We start from the raw sequence: 16243 nt of genomic DNA, 5'->3' as shown, positions 1-16243 counted from the left end.
GAAGGTTGGCCGTCAACCCGGGCGCCGCTGCGCGTCCCCCATTTGGCAGATACATGACCCAAACTGATATTGCCGCGCCGCTGGCCGCGGCGCTTGCCGCCAAGGGCTACGAGTCCCTCACTCCGGTTCAGGAGGCGGTGCTCGCCGAAGGCGTGGCCGGGCGCGATGCGCTCGTCTCGGCCCAGACCGGCTCGGGCAAGACCGTGGCCTTCGGCATCGCCATCGCCGACCAGATCCTGCAGGGGGCCGACCGGCTCCTGTTCGCGGACACGCCGATCGCGCTCGCCATCGCGCCCACCCGCGAGCTGGCGCTTCAAGTCGCCCGCGAGCTGGGCTGGCTCTATGGCGAGGCCGGCGCCCATATCGCCACCTGCGTGGGCGGCATGGACTACCGCACCGAGCGGCGCGCGCTCGACCGCGGCGCCCATATCGTCGTGGGCACCCCCGGCCGCCTGCGCGACCATATCGAGCGCGGCTCGCTCGACCTCTCCGGCCTGCGCGCCGTGGTGCTGGACGAGGCCGACGAGATGCTCGACCTCGGCTTCCGCGAGGATCTGGAGTTCATCCTGGGCTCGGCCCCGGAAGAGCGGCGCACGCTGATGTTCTCGGCCACCGTGCCGAAGGAGATCGAGGCGCTCGCCAAGGAATTCCAGCAGGACGCCGTCCGCATCCAGACCGCGGGCGAGCGCAAGCAGCATGCCGACATCGAATATCGCGCCCTGACCGTCAGCGCGCGCGACAAGGAACATGCGATCTTCAACGTGCTGCGCTTCTACGAGGCGCCCTCGGCCATCGTCTTCTGCAAGACGCGGCTAGCGGTGAACCATCTGCTCGCGCGGATGGGCAACCGCGGCTTTCAGGTCGTGGCGCTCTCGGGCGAACTCTCGCAGCAGGAGCGGACCCATGCGCTGCAGGCGCTGCGCGACGGGCGCGCCCGGGTCTGTATCGCGACCGACGTGGCCGCGCGCGGCATCGACCTTCCGGGGCTCGAGCTCGTGATCCACGCCGATCTGCCCACCAACTCCGAGACGCTGCTCCACCGCTCGGGCCGGACCGGCCGTGCTGGCTCCAAGGGCGTGTCGGTGCTGATCGCGGCGCCGTCCGAAGTGCGCAAGGCGCAGCGGCTTCTGACCGGCGCGAAGCTCGTGGCCGACTGGGGCAAGCCGCCATCGGCCGACGAGGTGCAGGAGCGCGACGACGCGCGGCTGCTCGAGCATCCGGTGCTGGGGCAGGATCTGTCCGACGAGATGCCGCTGGCCGAGAAGCTGCTCGAACGGTTCGGCCCGGCGCAGATGTCGGCGGCCTTCGTCCGACTGTGGCGCGAGGGGCGCTCGGCGCCCGAGGTGCTGCAGGATCTGGCCCCGCCGGAGCCCTCGCAGCGCGCGCCGCGCGAGCGGGGCGAGTTCGGCGAGGCGGTCTGGTATGCGGTGGCCGTCGGCCACACCGGCCGGGCCGAGGCGCGCTGGCTGCTGCCCAAGATCTGCGAGGCGGGCGGCGTGACCAAGAACGAGATCGGCGCCATCCGCGTCCAGCAGGAGCAGACCTTCGTCCAGATCGCGAAGGCGGCCGCTGGGAAGTTCGGCGCCGCGCTCGAGATCGAGGCGGGCGTGGGCATGGTGCGCCTCGACGGCGAGCCCATGCTGGAGCGCCCCGAACGCGCGCCGCGCAAGCCGTTCGCCGAGCGCGCCCCCCGCGCCCGGGACGAGGCGCCCCGGCGCGAGAAGGCGCCCTACCAGCCCAAGCCCTCGCGCTTCGTCGAGGAAGATCCGGGCGAGGCCCGTGGCGGCTGGACCCCGGACGACCGCCCCGAGCGGGCGCCCCGGCCGCGCCGCGAGGACGGCGCGCCGTTCGCGAAGCGTGACATGAACGACGCCCCGCGGCCCCGTCGCGAGAGCGCGGCCGAAGACGAGGGCCGCAAGCCCAGGCGGTCCTCGGACGAGCGTCCGGCGCGTCCGGCAGCGGCCGGCCGCTCGGCAGGCTTCAAGTCGCACGGCGGCACCGCCTCGCGGTCGGCGGGCTACAAGTCCCATGGCGATGCGGCGCCGCGCGGCAAGCGCGACGACGAAGGCCCGCGGCCCTACAAGCCGCGGGGCGAGGATGCCCCCCGCGCGGCCGGCTTCAAGTCGCACGGCAAGCCCGTCCGGGCCGAAGGCGACGGGCCCCGCGCCCGCCCGGCCCGCAGCGCCGACGACCGTCCCGCCAAGGCCGGCGGCTTCAAGGCGCGCGAGGACCGCCCGGCGAAGCCCCGGGCCGAAGGCGCGGCCGAGCGGCCCGCCCGCTCGGGCTTCAAGAAGGACTTCGGCAAGAAGGATGCCCCGCGCAAGCCTCGCGCCGAGGCGTCCGACACGAGCCGTCGCTTCACGCCGCCGAAGAAGCCGCGGAGCTGACGCGAGGCCCCCGCGCCATCAGAGCCGCCGCCCCCCGGGCCGGCGGCTCTTTTCGTGAAGGTGCTCGGCCTAACCCCAGACGGGCGCGGCGAGGTGGATGCCCACCGACACGCGCGGGCCCGTCCGCTCGACGAGCGCAAAACTCTCGCAGCCATTGTCGAGAAGTGCGGCCAGCATCCGCACCGGCAGGGTCGAGAGCTGCGCCACGGCGCGCCCGGCCTCATCGAGAAGCAGCACCGCCCCCGAGGCGAAAGGGTGCCGCGGATCGCGCTCGAGCCTGAGGATCGCACCCTCGGCCGGGGGGTCGGCCGCCTCGAGCGGCGCCGCCTCGCAGGCCATCACCCGTACCGCGCCCGCCAGCCTCTCGTCCGTCCGATCCTGAACCCCCGCCCGCGGGCGGTCCTGCAACGGATCGTCGGTCGCGATCATCCGGCTCTCTCCTGCTGTGTCGCAGGGTCAACGTGTAAGAGCGGCATCGTTCCATGCAAGATGAAAATTTTGCGTCGGAACGCCGGGCGGCCGCAGCTGTTGCGCGAAGATCCCGCGGAGACCGTCAACGGAGGCAGCCAAGGTTCGCCTGCATCCTCGTGGGCACCGGCCCCGCGGGCCTGACCGCCGCCATCAGCGTGCTCCTCCTCGGCGGCGGACAGAGCCGCGCCTCGCTGATCCCGCGGTCGCCCAACCCTCCGGCCCTGCCCAAGGGCACCCGCCGGGCCGAACGTCTCTCGCGGATGCGCGGCCGGCCGGGGATCGCGCCCGAGCCCGGGCGCGGCGTGACGCTCGGCTGCCCGGACGGCGGGAAAGAGCGGTTCGACGCGGTCTGAGCCGGGCCCGGCGTCGAGCCGCAGACTGGCCTCGCGCACCACGTCGGCCTCGCGCTCCTGCCGGACAGGCGGGTCTGCACCGATACCCATCAGCGCACGGACGTCCCCGGAGTCTGGGCCGCGGGCGACGTGGTGACGGGGCTGAACCAGATCTCCGTGGCCATGGCACAGGCCGAGATCGCCGCCACAGACCTGCACAACCACCTGAGGTTGCAGGAAGGACGCACCCTGTCGCAGTGACAACCGGCGCGCGGTGAGGCTTCTTCTCCCTCAGAGACTTTTGCGCAGGCCGCCGCACGCACGGAACCGCCCCGTCCGACGGCCGTTCCGCCCGCAACCGGCAAGAAATCGCTCATGCACCGGTGCCGTCGCGGCACACGGGCTTCCGGCTGCGGCGAAACGTGCGGAAGGATTTGCGCAACCAGAAGGCAACAGGAGGATCCTTTCATGACACTCTTCTCGCTCCGAGCCGGCGCCTGCGCGCTGGCGCTGATGGCCGGCACGGCAGGCATGGCCGCGGCTCAGGTGACCATCGTCCGCGGCAACGACACCGACCCTGCGACGCTCGACCATCACCTGACCTCGACCGTCGCCGAGAGCAGGATCATGAACGACCTCTACGAGGGGCTCGTGGTGCAGGACGCGCAGGCGAAGGTCGTGCCCGGCGTGGCGGAAAGCTGGGAGATCTCGGAGGACGGTCTCACCTACACCTTCAAGCTCCGCGACGATGCGAAGTGGTCGAACGGAGATCCCGTCGTGGCCGAGGATTTCGTCTTTGCCCTGCGGCGCATCATGACCCCGGCGACGGCGGCGGTCTATGCCAACATCCTCTACCCGATCGCCAATGCGGAGGCCGTCGCCACCGGCGCCAAGCAGCCCGAGGAGCTGGGCGTCGAGGCGGTGGACGCGCACACGCTGAAGTTCACCCTGAACGCGCCCACGCCCTATTTCCTCGAACTCCTGACGCACCAGTCCTCGCTGCCGATGCACCGGGCGACCGTCGAGGCGGAAGGGTCGAACTTCACCAAGCCCGGCGTGATGGTCACGAACGGCGCCTACAAGCTGGTCAGCTTCGTGCCCAACGACCGCATCGTGATGGAGAAGAACGAGCATTTCCACGATGCGGCCAATGTGGCCATCGACCGCGTGGAATGGGTGCCCTTCGAGGACCGCTCGGCCTGTCTGCGCCGCTTCGAGGCGGGCGAGGTGCAGATGTGCACCGACGTTCCGGCCGAACAGATGGCCTACATGCGCGAGAACCTGAAGGACGAGCTGCATATCGCGCCCTACCTCGGCACCTACTACCTGCCGGTGAAGGGCGCCGACGGCAGCCCGCTGAAGGACAAGCGGGTGCGGCAGGCGATCTCGATGGTGCTGGATCGTGACTTCATCGCCGAGGAGGTCTGGCAGGAAACGATGCTGCCCGGCTATTCGATGGTGCCTCCGGGCATCTCGAACTATGTCGAGACCCCGCCCGCGCTCGACTATGCCGACGAGGATCTGCTCGACCGCGAGGACAAGGCCAAGGCGCTGCTCGAGGAAGCGGGCGTGGCCGAGGGCAGCCTCACCGTGCAACTCTCCTACAACTCGTCCGAGAACCACCGGAACACGATGACGGCCATCGCCGACATGCTGAAGAACATCGGCATCAACGCGACGCTGAACGAGATGGAAGGCACGAACTACTTCAACTACCTGAAGGAAGGCGGCGCCTACGACATCGTGCGCGCGGGCTGGATCGGCGACTATTCCGACCCGCAGAACTTCCTGTTCCTGTTCGAGGGCGGCGTGCCCTTCAACTATCCGCGCTGGGAGAATGCCGAATACGACGCGCTGATGGACAAGGCGGCCGTCACGCAGGATCTCGGGCAGCGCGCGCAGATCATGGCCGATGCCGAGACGATCCTGCTCGACGAGGTGCCGGCGATCCCGCTGCTGACCTATTCCTCGCGGGCGCTCGTGTCCGGCAAGGTGCAGGGCTACGCGGACAACCTGCCCGACGTCCACCTCACCCGCTGGCTCTCGCTCGCCGAGTAACCTGTTCCGGGGCGCGGGTCCCGTGATCCGCGTCCCCCTTTGCGAGGGCTTGTTCCATGCTTCGCTACACGCTGCGACGGCTCGCCTCGGCCGTCCCGACCGTCTTCATCATCGTCACCCTCACCTTCTTCATGATCCGGCTTGCGCCCGGGGGCCCGTTCGACCTCGAACGGCCGCTCGATCCGCTCATCATGGAGAACCTCAAGCGGGCCTATAACCTCGATGGCTCGCTCTGGTCGCAATATCTGACCTACATGGGCAACCTGATGCAGGGCGACCTCGGCCCTTCGTTCACGAAGCGCGATTTCACCGTGAACGACCTCTTCGCCTCCGGCCTGCCGATCTCGATGCTGCTGGGCGGCCTTGCCATCTCGCTCGCGGTGGCGATCGGCACGATCCTCGGCGCCATCGCCGCGCTGAGGCAGAATTCCTGGCTCGACTATACGATCGTGGGGCTCGCGACCTTCGGCATCACCACGCCGAACTTCGTGGTGGCCCCGCTTCTGAGCCTCTTCTTCGGGGTGATCCTGCGCTGGCTGCCGGCCGGCGGCTGGTCATCCTCCGATCCCACCTACTGGGTGCTGCCGGTGGTGACGCTCGCCCTGCCGCAGGTGGCGGTGATCGCGCGCCTCGTGCGGGGCGCGACCATCGAGGCGCTGCGCTCGAACCATGTCCGCACCGCCCGCGCCTATGGCCTGCCCGCCCGGACGGTGGTGGTGAAGCACGCGTTGCGCGCGGCCATGCTGCCGGCGGTGAGCTATCTCGGCCCCACGGCCGCGGGTCTCCTGACCGGCTCGGTCGTGGTCGAGACGATCTTCGGCCTGCCCGGCATCGGACGCTACTTCGTGCAGGGCGCGCTCGGACGCGACTACACGCTCGTGATGGGGACCGTGGTGGTCATTGCCCTCTTCATCCTGCTCTTCAACCTGATCGTGGACCTGCTCTACACGCTCCTCGACCCGCGGGTGCGCTATGACTGAGATGCCCATTCCCACACCGGGCACGCCCTCGCCCCAGCCCGAAGCCATCGTCGGCCGCTCGCTCTGGCAGGATGCCTGGATCCGGCTGCGCAGGAACCGCGCCGCCGTCGCCTCGGCACTGGTGCTGGCCTTCCTGGGTCTCGTCGGCATCTTCGGCCCGATGCTCTCGCCGCACGACTACACGCGGGTCTATCCGCAGTTCGTGCGCGCCCCGGCCAGCCTCGAGCCCTATCCGCGGGCCGACGTGGTGATCCCGAGCTTCGAGCGCACCATGGCCCGCGCCCGGATCGAGGGCGCGCCCGTGCTGGAGAACGGCACCGTCTCCGTCCGGATCGAGGACGAGGACCCCATCGACGACCGTATCCTACGCTACTTCCAGCGCTCGGACCTCTTCATCAATCCGCGGCTCGACCTCGCGCCCGACGGGTTGAGCGGCACGCTCTCGGCCGATGTGGAGCAGCTCTATTTCCTCTTCGGCACCGATGCGGTGGGGCGGGACCTCATGTCGCGCATCTTCATCGGCGTCCGGATCTCGCTCGCCATCGGCCTGCTGGCCTCGGCCATGGCGCTTCTGCTGGGCGTCACCTACGGGGCCATCTCGGGCTATCTCGGCGGGCGGGTGGACAATGTGATGATGCGGATCGTGGACGTGCTCTATTCGCTGCCGTTCATCTTCTTCGTGATCCTGCTCGTGGTCTTCTTCGGGCGAAACCTCGTCATCATCTTCATCGCCATCGGCGCGACCGAATGGCTCGACATGGCGCGGATCGTGCGCGGCCAGACCCTCAGCCTCAAGCGGCAGGAATTCGTGCAGGCGGCCGAGGCGCTCGGCGCCACGCGCGCGGGCATCCTCATGCGCCATGTGGTGCCGAACACGCTCGGGCCGGTGATCGTCTTCGTGACGCTTCTCGTGCCCAAGGCCATCCTGCTCGAGAGCCTGCTCTCGTTCCTCGGCCTCGGTGTGCAGGAACCGCTGACCTCGCTGGGCCTCCTGATCTCGGAAGGGGCCGCCAACATGCGCGGCGCGCCGTGGCTTCTGATCTGGCCCGCCCTCACGCTGACCGCGATCCTGTTCGCGCTGAACTTCCTCGGCGACGGATTGCGCGACAGCCTCGACCCGAAGGACCGCTGAGATGGAGCCCGTTCTCGATGTGAAGGGCCTCCGGGTCGCCTTCCAGACCAATGACGGCGAGGTTCAGGCCGTGCGCGGGATCGACCTCTCGGTGATGCCCGGCGAAACCGTGGCCATCGTGGGCGAATCCGGCTCGGGCAAGAGCCAGACCACCATGGCGCTGATGGGGCTTCTGGCGCAGAACGGCCGGGCCACCGGCTCGGCCCTCTACCGCGGGCGCGAGCTTATCGGCCTGTCCGAGCGCGAGCTGAACAAGGTGCGCGGCGACAAGATCACCATGATCTTCCAGGAGCCGATGACCTCGCTCGACCCGCTCTACCGGATCGGCGACCAGCTGGCCGAGCCGCTGCGCTTCCACCGCGGGCTCTCGAAGCGCGAGGCGCGGCCCCGGATCGTCGAGCTTTTGCGCCTCGTGGGCATCCCCGAGCCCGAGCGGCGGATCGACAGCTATCCGCACGAACTGTCGGGCGGGCAGCGCCAGCGGGTGATGATCGCCATGGCGCTCGCCTGCGATCCCGACATCCTGATCGCCGACGAGCCCACCACCGCGCTCGACGTGACGATTCAGGCGCAGATCCTGACCCTGCTCGCCGATCTGCAGAAGCGGCTCGGCATGGCGATCCTCTTCATCACCCATGACCTCGGCATCGTGCAGCGCTTCGCCGACCGGGTCTATGTGATGCAGGCGGGCGAGGTGGTCGAGACCGGCGAGACCGCGGCGCTGTTCGAGGCGCCGTCGCATCCCTACACGCGGATGCTGCTCGATGCCGAGCCCGAGGGGACGAAGGCGCCGCCGCCCGAGACGGCGCCGGTGCTGATGGAGGGCCGCAACGTCGAGGTGGTCTTCTCGAGCGGCGGCGGCCTCTTCGAGGCGCCGAACGAGCTGCGCGCCGTGGACGGCGTGTCGGTCCGGCTGCGGCAGGGCCAGACCATCGGGGTGGTGGGCGAATCCGGGTCGGGCAAGTCCACCCTCGGGCGCGCGCTCCTGCGGCTCCTGCCCTCGGCGGGCCTTGTGACCTTCGAGGGGCGCGAGCTCGCCCGCGATGCGGCCGAGATGCGCCCGCTGCGACGCCGGATGCAGCTCGTCTTCCAGGATCCGTTCGGCTCGCTCTCGCCGCGGATGACCGTGGGGCGGATCATCACCGAAGGCCTCAAGATCCACGAGCCGGACCTTTCCACCCGCGAGCGCGACCGCCGCGCGGGCGCGGCGCTGGCCGAGGTGGGCCTCAGCCCCGCGATGCGCAACCGCTACCCGCACGAGTTTTCAGGCGGCCAGCGCCAGCGCATCGCCATCGCTCGGTCGATGATCCTGAAGCCCAGGGTGATTGTTCTGGACGAGCCGACCTCGGCCCTCGACCGGTCGGTGCAGAAGCAGATCGTGGACCTGCTGCGCGACCTGCAGGCGCGGCACGGGCTCTCCTACCTCTTCATCAGCCACGACCTCGCCGTAGTCCGGGCGCTGGCCGACTATATCCTCGTGATGAAGGAGGGCCGCATCGTCGAGGAGGGCCAGACCGCCGACATCTTCGACCGTCCGCAGGAGGCCTACACCCGGACGCTCATGGCCGCCGCGCTCGAGACGCGGCGCTTTCGCGAGGAGGCGGAACGGACGAGCGTCTGAGCGGTTTCCGCGGAAAGGAGGATGCCATGACGGATGACAGCAAATCGGCGCCGCACGACCGCAGGCGCGACAGCAACGTGGTGGACCAGCGCCACCAGCAGATCGACCCGGCCGGCAAGGACCGCGAGGATCCGGGCGAGACCGGGCCTCACCGATCGCAGAAGCAGCCGGGACAGACCCCGGAAGACCCTCAGAACAAGCCCTGAGACGCAGGGGGCGAGGCAACTTGACGCGCTTCGCCCCCTGCGAGTCGTTCGCGCGCGACAGACGCCGGACGATGCGCGATGTCCGTGGCAGCCACAGAGCCACGGATGAGCCCGATGACCGACGACCGCGCGCCCCTGATCCTGACAGGCCTCACCCTCGTCGGAATGTTCGCAGCGGCCGTGGTGCGCTGGGGGATCGGGACGGCCGAAGCCCCCTGGCCCGCCGTCGAGGCGGGGGCGTTGCTTCTCGTCTTCCTCGCAGGCGGGGTGCCGGCGGCCATCCGCGCGCTCAAGGCCCTCTGGCAGGAGCACGAGCTCGACATCGACCTCCTGATGGTCATTGCGGCCCTCGCCGCCGCCGCCGTGGGGGCCGCGATGGAGGGGGCGGTGCTTCTCACCCTCTTCAGCTTTTCCACCACCCTCGAACAGCGCGCCATGGGCCGCGCCCGCCGGGCCATCGAGGCGCTGATGGAACTTCGCCCCGACCGCACGCTGCGGCGCACGGAAGCAGGCACCGAGGAGGTCGCAGTCGAGGATCTGCGTCCGGGCGATGTCGTCGTGCTCCGCCCCGGCGCGCGCGTCCCGGTGGACGGGGTGGTGGTCGAGGGCGAGGGCTCCATCGACGAATCCACCATCACCGGCGAATCCGTCCCCGTGGCCAAGAGCCGCGGTGCCGCCGTCTTCGAGGCGACCGTGAACCTCCACGGCGTTCTCGAGGTCGAGGTGCGCCGCCCGCTGGCGGAAAGCACCGTCGCGCGGATGATCGCGCTCGTCACCGAAGCGCAGGCGGCGCGCGCGCCCTCGGAGCGCTTCTCCGAATGGTTCGGCCAGCGCTATACGGTGGCGGTTCTGGCGGGTTCGATCCTGGCGCTCCTGGGCTTCCTCTGGGCGGGCCGCGCCTGGGACGATGCGCTCTACCGGGCAGCGACCCTCCTCGTGGCCGCGAGCCCCTGCGCCATCGTGATCTCGGTCCCGGCGGCGATCCTCTCCGCCCTCTCGGCGGCGGCCCGGGGCGGCGTCCTCTTCAAGGGCGGGGCCGCGCTCGAGACGCTGGCGCGGGTCGAGAGCTTCGCCTTCGACAAGACCGGCACCCTGACCACCGGCCGGCAGGAAGTGGTGGAGATCGCCTGCGACGGAGACCGCGACGCCTTCCTCACCCGTCTCGCGGGGCTCGAGGCCCATTCCGAACATCCGATCGCCGATGCGATCCGCCGCGCGGCCGAGGCGCGGGGCCTGCAGCCCTTCCCCGTGCGCGAGGCGCGGGCCGTGCCCGGCGAAGGCATGGTGGGGGTGGATGACGAGGGCATGATCTGGGCCGGCAATGCCCGACTGGCCGCGCGGATGGGCGCGCGCAGCACGCCCGCCGAACCCTCCGCCTCGGTCTCGGCCCTGCACCGCGGCGCCGAGACGCTGGTGCTCCTCGGCCGCGGCGCGCGGCTTCTGGGCGCCCTCACCGTGGCCGACCGGCCGCGAGACAGTGCGGGCCCCGGCATCGCCGCCCTCCGGCAGTCGGGCGTCCGGCGCATCGCCATGCTGACCGGCGACCGCCGCGCCGTGGCCGACCGGATCGGCGCCGGCCTCGGGATCGGGCCCGACGAGATCCGGGCCGACCTCCTGCCCGAGGACAAGGTCCGCATCGTGGCCGAGCTCGCTGCCCAGGGCAGAGTGGCCTTCGTGGGTGACGGGGTCAACGATGCCGCAGCGCTGGCCCGCGCCGATGTGGGGATCGCCATGGGGGCCGCGGGCTCCGAAGTGGCGCTTCAGGCGGCCGACGTGGCGCTTCTGTCCGAGGACATCGGCCGGCTCGCCCTTGCGCACCGGCTGTCGCGGCGGACGGCCCGGATCATCCGCCAGAACCTCGTCTTCGCGATGGGCGCGATGGTGACCCTCGTCCTCTCCGGTCTCTTCCTCGATCTGCCCTTGCCGCTCGCGGTCATCGGCCACGAAGGCGGCACCGTCCTCGTGGTCCTGAACGGCCTGCGCCTTCTCGCCGATCCCATCCGCCGCCGCAGAACCGCCTGACTGCCGAGCCGTCCGAGCCCCCCGGGCGCAGGCTTCCTGCTGAGAGCCGTTTGAGCCACCGCAGACCGCCGCGCCCGTCCGCCTTTCACTCTGCCCAAATATCCCGGGGTCCGGGGCAGAGCCCCGGCGGGTTGCCCAAGAGAAAGGCCCGCCGCCGAAGCGACCGGGCCCGATCCGATCATGAGGGAAAGCTCAGAACTCGAGCGCCCGATCCCCCGCCGCATCCTTGATCCGCGTGGGCAGCCCCATCCGGTTCAGCAGCGCGAGGAAGGGCTTCGGATCCAGCTCCTCGACATTGGCCATCTTCCTCACATCCCAGGTGCCCTCGGCCACGAGGATCGCCGCCGCCACCGGCGGCACGCCCGCGGTGTAGGAAATCCCCTGCGAGCCCACTTCGGCATAGGCCTCGGCATGGTCGGCCACGTTGTAGATGAAGACCTCGGCGGGCTGGCCGTCCTTCGTCCCCTTCACGATATCGCCGATGCAGGTCTTGCCGGTATAGTCGGGCGCGAGCGAGGACGGATCGGGCAGCACGGCCTTCACCACCTTCAGCGGCACGACCTCGAGCCCCTCGGCGGTCCTGACCGGCTTCTCGGACAGAAGCCCGAGATTCTTCAGCACGGTAAAGACATTGATGTAATGGTCCGAGAACCCCATCCAGAAGCGCACGTCCGCCTGCGGATAGTTGGCCGCCAGCGAATGGACCTCGTCATGGCCGGTCATGTAGGCCTGCTGCTTGCCCACCACCGGCAGGTCGAACTCCTGCCCCACCTCGAACATGCGGTTCGACTGCCAGTCGCCGTTCTGCCAGGAATAGACCGTCCCGGTGAATTCGCGGAAATTGATCTCCGGATCGAAGTTGGTCGAGAACCAGCGCCCGTGGCTGCCCGCGTTGATGTCGACGATGTCGATCGAGCGCACCTCGTCGAGGTACTCGTCCGCCGCCAGCCGCGCATAGGCGTTCACCACCCCCGGGTCGAAGCCCACGCCCAGGATCGCGGTGACACCCGCCTCGGCGCAGCGCTCGCGCCGCTTCCATTCGTAGTTGCCGTACCACGGCGGCGTCTCGCAGATCTTCGCCGGATCCTCGTGGATCGCCGTATCCATGTAGGCGGCGCCGGTCTCCAGACAGGCCTCGAGCACGGGCATGTTGACGAAGGCGGAGCCCACGTTGATCACGATCTCCGCGCCGGTCCCGCGGATCAGCGCCGCCACCGCGGCCGTGTCCGTCGCATCGACCGCATGCGGCTCGAACCGGCCCGCCACCTTCATCGCGCCCTTCTCGTGCACCGAGGCGATGATCGCCTCGCATTTCGAGACCGTGCGCGAAGCGATGTGCAGGTCGCCCAGCACGTCATTGTTCTGCGCGCATTTGTGCGCCACCACCTGTGCGACGCCGCCGGCACCGATGATCAACACGTTCTTCTTCACTTCGAACCGTCTCCTTCCAGGACAGAGGGAAGCGCCTCAGCCGAGGCTCGAGGCATAGTCGCCATAGCCGAACTCGCGCGCCACGCGCAGCGATCCGTCGGGCTCGCGGATCACGATCGAGGGCATCTTCACCCCGTTGAACCAGTTCTTCTTCACCATCGTGTAGCCCGCGGCATCCGCGATGGAGAGGCGGTCGCCCACCTGCAGCGGCTGGGCGAACCGGAACTCGCCGAAGATGTCCCCCGCAAGGCAGGACTTGCCGCAGACCATGTAGCTATGATCTCCGGCGTCGGGTTCAACCTTGGCCGACTGCCGGTAGATCAGCAGATCCAGCATGTGCGCCTCGACCGAGCTGTCCACGATGGCCAGCTGCTTGCCGTTGTCGAGCAGGTCCAGCACCGTCACCTCGAGCGTGGCCGAGCGCGTGATCGCGGCCTCGCCCGGCTCGAGATAGACCTGCACCCCATGCGCCGCGGCGAAGGCCTTCAGCCGCGCGGCCAGCCGGTCCACCGGATAGCCCTCGCCCGTGAAATGGATGCCGCCGCCGAGGCTCACCCAGTCCAGCCGGTCGAGGATCGCGCCGAAGCGGCCCTCGATCTCGGAGAGCTGCCGTTCGAACAGGTCGACATCGGCATTCTCGCAATTGTAATGGATCATCACGCCCGAGATGTCGGGCAGCACCGCCTCGATCTTCTCCGCGCTCCATTCGCCCAACCGCGAGAAGGGCCGCGCCGGATCGGCCAGGTCGAAGCCCGAGGTCGAGAGCCCCGGGTTCAGCCGCAGCCCGCGGGCGATGCCCCCGGTGCGGTTGCGGAAGCGCGCGAGCTGGCCCACCGAGTTGAAGATGATCTTGTCGGCATAACCCACGGCCTCGTCGATCTCGTGATCGGGCCAGGCCACCGAATAGGCGTGAGTCTCCTTGCCGAACTTCTCGCGCCCGAGCCGCAGCTCGTAGAGCGACGAGGAGGTCGTGCCGTCCATATGGTCGCGCATATGCTCGAAGGCGGGCCAGGTGGCGAAGCATTTCAGCGCCAGAAGCGCCTTCGCTCCCGAGGCCTGCCGCAGCCGGTCCACGACCGCCATGTTCTGCCGCAGCCTGTCCGCGTCGATCAGATAGTAAGGTGTCTGGATCATGAGACCCCCCGCGAGAAGGAAGAACGGGGGCGTATAGGGCCACCCCCCCCCTGATGCAAGGCTTTTGCGGCGCAGACATGACAGCCGGGCCTGCGCGCACATTTTTCGGCTCCAGCCGTTCCGCTCAAGAACCCGTGATGGCCGCGGGGCGACCCGAAGGCGCGTTTCGGACGTTGGGGAAGAACCCAGAACGGAGAACCGCCATGACCTTTCCCCGCCTCGGACTGGCCCTTGCCGCCGTCCTCGCCACCACCGCAGCCTTCGCCCAGGAGGGCGGATCCCAGACAGGGGAGCAGAAGGCGCAGGTGACGGGCGAGCTGCAGTCGATCTCGATGACGCCGCCGCCGCAGCTCGAGCTGCTGGCCCCCGACGGCGCGCGCTGGATCATCGACCTCGGCGAGCCCGAGCGGATGGAGCGGGCCGGCCTCGATGCCGAGACGGCGCAACCCGGGGTGGCGGTGCATGTCCTCGGCCTCCGCGCCGCGGATGGCGCGAACCGGATGGAGGCCCTGCGCGTCACCATCGACGGCACGGCCTACGATCTCCAACCCGAAGAGGTCGAGCCGAAGACCTGAGGGTGCGCCCATGGAAGGACGCGCCTCAGACCATGCGGATGACGTCCTTCTCCACCGCCAGCATGTAGCCGCGGCGCGCGACGGTCTTGACGAGCAGTTCGCTCACGAGCTGGTTGCCCAGCGCGTCGCGCAGCCGCTTCACGCGCGTGGCGCCCGCGGCCTCGTCGCAGTCGGTCACGTTCTTGCCCGAGATCACCGCCTCGATCTGCGCTCCCGACAGCATGTCATCGTCCATCCGGGCCTCGGCCAGCACCGAGAGCGTCTCGATGGCGGCCTCGGTCAGGCTGAATTCCATGTCGTTGATGAAGACCGACCGGCTCTCGCGGCTGATCATCAGCGATGCCACCTGGATCCCCGAGCGCTGGATCGCCGACATCCGCCGGTTCAGCGCCACGATGGTGACGAGCAGCACCAGCGCGGCCACCAGAAGCGAGGTCGAGAAGACGAGCAGCACGAAGATCACCGTGCGGTAACTCGCCAGCACCTCCGAGAAGGTGGTGCCGGACTGGGCGAGGATCTCGAGCAGCCGGATCTCGGGCCCCGAGCGCAGCGCATCCACCTCGACGAACAGCCGCTCGACCCGCGCGTTGAACGCGTCGGCATCGGGCAGGTTGAGGAAGAGAAACACGGCGGCGGCGGCGAGGATCAGCACGATGGCCGAGATGCCGCCGGCCACCACGCGGTTGCCGGCTCTGAGCGCGTCAGTAGCGGAGGAAGTAGCTTCCCGCACTCGCTTTCCTTTCGTCCAGTCCCTCGGGTCCGAACGTCGAGAGGACGTTCAGGAGCGTCCAGCCTGCCTGCTGCAGGCGCGGCTTCAGAACGCGCGTGGCGCCCTTGCGGTTGCAGGCCCCGTCCGGAACCTTCGCCACGCCGTAATGCAGGCGCAGGGGGCGGTCCTGCTTGGCCTTGTAATCGGCAAAGCAGGCAGCCTCGACCGGCGCGGCCAGCGCGGATCCCAGCGCGAGCGCGGCCAGCAGGACGGAAAGTCTCATGGAACTGCTCCGGGTTTCTCTTGCGCCGATCATGGGGAGGGCGTGAGTGATAATCAATGTCCGACCCCGTCCCGGGCCTTCGATATCTCCTATCATGGGCCGGTCATGCCCTTTCCGCGGGCTGATATTGCCTCTCCGGGCCTCGAAGTCCAGCCTCTCCCCATCGTCCGGCGCCCTCTGCCGACCGGGCCTTCCGACGGCACCGACGCGGGCCTCCTGTAGCCCTCCCGGCTCGCCGGACCCGGGCGTGGCCCCGTCGCCTCGACCGCCCATCCGGCCTCGACGCTCGGGGCCGGGCGGACATCTTCACTCCGGCCGCGGGCCCACCCGCCGCGGCCCCCAACAGCGAGGACAGCATGATCCCGTTCGGACGCCTTCCGCATTCGCTCGCCGCGGCGCTGATCTGCGCGGCCCCCCTGCTGCCCTCGGCGGCATGGTCGCAAACCGGGGCGCCCCTCCCCTTCGTCTCGGCCGGGGACCGGCCCGTCACCCTGCCCTGGACCCGTCCCGTGGTGCCCGGCGAGGGTCACGACCGTCCCGCCGCCTGGGGCCGGATCTATCCGCCGCCGCAGGAGATCCCCGTCCCGCGGCATCGCGCCGACGGGCCACGGCATGCGCACGGGGATCACCACCCCTGGGACGACCGCCGCGCCTGGGAGGACTGGCGCCGCTGGTCCGAGCATCATGACCGCGGCCCGCGCCGCGAGGGCCCGCCGCGGCCCGTGCTGCGCGACCTGCCCCGGGAGTGCCTGATCGTCACGCGCAGCGGCCGCGCCGCCTTCGATGCGGGCTGCCTTGCGCGCAACGGCTTCCGCAGCTGACCTGCCCGGGCGTCTCCCCCCGGATGCCCGGCAGCCCGGGGGCGGAAGTCCGGTCCCCTTCCGCCCCCACCCCGCAAGGCT

General features: G+C 69.8%; 15 protein-coding genes and 1 pseudogene. 11 read left to right on the top strand and 5 right to left on the bottom strand.

Going from position 1 to position 16243, the window contains the following annotated elements:
* Positions 1 to 53 precede the first annotated feature (53 nt).
* Positions 54 to 2387: a DEAD/DEAH box helicase gene (locus RSP_RS00325; protein ID WP_017140028.1), complete on the top strand. Its 2334-nt coding sequence runs from the start codon at positions 54 to 56 to the stop codon at positions 2385 to 2387.
* A gap of 69 nt (positions 2388 to 2456) precedes the next feature.
* Here the strand turns inward: RSP_RS00325 and RSP_RS00320 are convergent, their stop codons facing one another.
* Positions 2457 to 2816: a hypothetical protein gene (locus tag RSP_RS00320; RefSeq protein ID WP_011336775.1), complete on the bottom strand. Its 360-nt coding sequence runs from the start codon at positions 2814 to 2816 to the stop codon at positions 2457 to 2459.
* A gap of 158 nt (positions 2817 to 2974) precedes the next feature.
* On the opposite strand from RSP_RS00320, the gene RSP_RS22360 reads away from it, so the two are divergent.
* The 8 genes and pseudogenes from RSP_RS22360 to RSP_RS00285 all read left to right on the top strand — a co-directional run bounded on the left by RSP_RS22360 (position 2975) and on the right by RSP_RS00285 (position 11209).
* Entirely contained in the window at positions 2975 to 3211 is a 237-nt protein-coding gene (locus RSP_RS22360; protein WP_017140027.1) for a hypothetical protein, read from the top strand.
* A 21-nt stretch (positions 3212 to 3232) separates the two neighbouring features.
* Positions 3233 to 3451: pseudogene (locus tag RSP_RS22355) on the top strand (FAD-dependent oxidoreductase); the annotation flags it as partial.
* Positions 3452 to 3658: 207 nt separating this feature from the next.
* A complete protein-coding gene (locus RSP_RS00310; RefSeq protein WP_011336774.1) occupies positions 3659 to 5248 on the top strand; it encodes a peptide ABC transporter substrate-binding protein in 1590 nt (529 codons plus the stop codon).
* Between the two features lie 56 nt (positions 5249 to 5304).
* The gene (locus RSP_RS00305; protein ID WP_011336773.1) at positions 5305 to 6228 is read left to right on the top strand and encodes an ABC transporter permease subunit; all 924 of its coding nucleotides are present in this window, start codon (positions 5305 to 5307) and stop codon (positions 6226 to 6228) included.
* The gene (locus RSP_RS00300) at positions 6221 to 7360 is read left to right on the top strand and encodes an ABC transporter permease (RefSeq protein ID WP_002722143.1); all 1140 of its coding nucleotides are present in this window, start codon (positions 6221 to 6223) and stop codon (positions 7358 to 7360) included. Before RSP_RS00305 ends, RSP_RS00300 begins: the two co-directional genes overlap by 8 nt.
* 1 nt (position 7361) lies before the next feature.
* Positions 7362 to 8981 (top strand): ABC transporter ATP-binding protein, encoded by a 1620-nt coding sequence (locus tag RSP_RS00295; protein ID WP_011336772.1) that lies wholly within the window; start codon positions 7362 to 7364, stop codon positions 8979 to 8981.
* 26 nt (positions 8982 to 9007) lie between these two features.
* Positions 9008 to 9187, top strand: a complete 180-nt coding sequence (locus RSP_RS00290; protein ID WP_011336771.1) for a hypothetical protein — start codon at positions 9008 to 9010, stop codon at positions 9185 to 9187.
* Positions 9188 to 9265: 78 nt separating this feature from the next.
* Complete coding sequence (locus RSP_RS00285) at positions 9266 to 11209, top strand: heavy metal translocating P-type ATPase (protein ID WP_011336770.1); 1944 nt, start codon at positions 9266 to 9268, stop codon at positions 11207 to 11209.
* Positions 11210 to 11401: 192 nt separating this feature from the next.
* Here RSP_RS00285 and RSP_RS00280 read toward each other — a convergent pair whose 3' ends face one another.
* Both RSP_RS00280 and nspC read right to left on the bottom strand, forming a co-directional pair.
* Entirely contained in the window at positions 11402 to 12640 is a 1239-nt protein-coding gene (locus tag RSP_RS00280; protein ID WP_011336769.1) for a saccharopine dehydrogenase family protein, read from the bottom strand.
* 36 nt (positions 12641 to 12676) lie between these two features.
* Positions 12677 to 13774, bottom strand: a complete 1098-nt coding sequence (nspC, locus tag RSP_RS00275) for a carboxynorspermidine decarboxylase (RefSeq protein WP_011336768.1) — start codon at positions 13772 to 13774, stop codon at positions 12677 to 12679.
* A 203-nt stretch (positions 13775 to 13977) separates the two neighbouring features.
* Between nspC and RSP_RS00270 the strand changes: the two genes are divergently transcribed.
* Positions 13978 to 14349 carry a hypothetical protein gene (locus RSP_RS00270; RefSeq protein ID WP_011336767.1) on the top strand — a complete coding sequence of 124 codons (372 nt, stop codon included), beginning with the start codon at positions 13978 to 13980 and terminating at the stop codon, positions 14347 to 14349.
* A 25-nt stretch (positions 14350 to 14374) separates the two neighbouring features.
* On the opposite strand, the gene RSP_RS00265 is transcribed toward RSP_RS00270, so the two are convergent.
* The gene (locus tag RSP_RS00265; protein WP_011336766.1) at positions 14375 to 15079 is read right to left on the bottom strand and encodes a winged helix-turn-helix domain-containing protein; all 705 of its coding nucleotides are present in this window, start codon (positions 15077 to 15079) and stop codon (positions 14375 to 14377) included.
* Positions 15051 to 15341, bottom strand: coding sequence for a hypothetical protein (locus RSP_RS00260; RefSeq protein WP_002722131.1), 291 nt, complete (start codon positions 15339 to 15341; stop codon positions 15051 to 15053). Before RSP_RS00260 ends, RSP_RS00265 begins: the two co-directional genes overlap by 29 nt.
* Before the next feature lie 356 nt (positions 15342 to 15697).
* On the opposite strand from RSP_RS00260, the gene RSP_RS00255 reads away from it, so the two are divergent.
* A complete protein-coding gene (locus RSP_RS00255; RefSeq protein WP_011336764.1) occupies positions 15698 to 16162 on the top strand; it encodes a hypothetical protein in 465 nt (154 codons plus the stop codon).
* The last annotated feature ends 81 nt before the right edge of the window (positions 16163 to 16243 follow it).

The organism is Cereibacter sphaeroides 2.4.1 (assembly GCF_000012905.2).
GTDB classification, from domain to species: domain Bacteria; phylum Pseudomonadota; class Alphaproteobacteria; order Rhodobacterales; family Rhodobacteraceae; genus Cereibacter_A; species Cereibacter_A sphaeroides.
The sequence above is the reverse complement of the archived record's forward strand: the minus strand, read 5'-3'. Positions and strand labels throughout refer to the sequence as shown.

Coding starts and splice junctions, on each gene's coding strand:
- nspC (WP_011336768.1), bottom strand. CDS start 13,774: ATGATCCAGACACCTTACTATCTGATCGACGCGGACAGGCTGCGGCAG.
- RSP_RS00270 (WP_011336767.1), top strand. CDS start 13,978: ATGACCTTTCCCCGCCTCGGACTGGCCCTTGCCGCCGTCCTCGCCACC.
- RSP_RS00305 (WP_011336773.1), top strand. CDS start 5,305: ATGCTTCGCTACACGCTGCGACGGCTCGCCTCGGCCGTCCCGACCGTC.
- RSP_RS00295 (WP_011336772.1), top strand. CDS start 7,362: ATGGAGCCCGTTCTCGATGTGAAGGGCCTCCGGGTCGCCTTCCAGACC.
- RSP_RS00300 (WP_002722143.1), top strand. CDS start 6,221: ATGACTGAGATGCCCATTCCCACACCGGGCACGCCCTCGCCCCAGCCC.
- RSP_RS00285 (WP_011336770.1), top strand. CDS start 9,266: ATGTCCGTGGCAGCCACAGAGCCACGGATGAGCCCGATGACCGACGAC.
- RSP_RS00255 (WP_011336764.1), top strand. CDS start 15,698: ATGATCCCGTTCGGACGCCTTCCGCATTCGCTCGCCGCGGCGCTGATC.
- RSP_RS00320 (WP_011336775.1), bottom strand. CDS start 2,816: ATGATCGCGACCGACGATCCGTTGCAGGACCGCCCGCGGGCGGGGGTT.
- RSP_RS00310 (WP_011336774.1), top strand. CDS start 3,659: ATGACACTCTTCTCGCTCCGAGCCGGCGCCTGCGCGCTGGCGCTGATG.
- RSP_RS00290 (WP_011336771.1), top strand. CDS start 9,008: ATGACGGATGACAGCAAATCGGCGCCGCACGACCGCAGGCGCGACAGC.
- RSP_RS00260 (WP_002722131.1), bottom strand. CDS start 15,341: ATGAGACTTTCCGTCCTGCTGGCCGCGCTCGCGCTGGGATCCGCGCTG.
- RSP_RS00325 (WP_017140028.1), top strand. CDS start 54: ATGACCCAAACTGATATTGCCGCGCCGCTGGCCGCGGCGCTTGCCGCC.